The 609-nt window shown below is 61.2% G+C and carries 1 protein-coding gene; it reads right to left on the bottom strand.

Going from position 1 to position 609, the window contains the following annotated elements; translation table 11 throughout:
* Window positions 1–98: 98 nt before the first annotated feature.
* Window positions 99–609 (bottom strand): alpha/beta hydrolase family protein (locus ACT6Q8_RS25625; protein WP_444739495.1); only part of this gene is annotated, 511 nt, incomplete at its 5' end.

Raw genomic sequence — 609 nt, 5'->3', positions numbered from 1 at the left:
AGATGGAACCGAACCTGGTCGTCGAATTCTATTCGCGCTAACCGAGTTCGCTATCGAATTCAAAGGGGCGGTCCGGCAACGGGCCGCCCCTTTTCGTTTTAGTGCGGTAGAAACTGCGTAATTCGGCCGAGCATCGCTATGCGCGTCTCGCTGTCCCAAAGGGCGTGCGCGAAACCGGGATATTCGATCAGTTCGACCTTCTTTCCGGCCGACGTCAGCGCGCTCCGCATAACGCGAGCCTGGTCGATATCGACATGCTGATCGAGCGTGCCGTGGAACATCAGTACCGGCGCCTTGATCGCGCCGGCATTCTGGGCCGGCGATCCTTCGCGAACATGCGGGCCCGACCCGATGAAATCACGCGTGATCGCGCCGCCAGCATCGCGCATGCTTTTATCCTTCATTTTGCCGAGATCGGTGACCGGCGCGATCGCGACGATCGACTTGAACAGATCGGGCGCGAGCACACCCGACTGCAGCGCGGCATAGCCGCCATAGGACCATCCGACGATCGACAGCTTTGCCGGGTCGGCACCTTCCGCGACGATCCACCGACCGGCGTCGGTGACGTCGCCGACCGCCGTCTTCCACGACTGGAAACCATTGTTC

It is taken from the genome of Niveispirillum sp. (assembly GCF_052437035.1).
Classification (GTDB): domain Bacteria; phylum Pseudomonadota; class Alphaproteobacteria; order Azospirillales; family Azospirillaceae; genus Niveispirillum.
The sequence above is the reverse complement of the archived record's forward strand: the minus strand, read 5'-3'. Positions and strand labels throughout refer to the sequence as shown.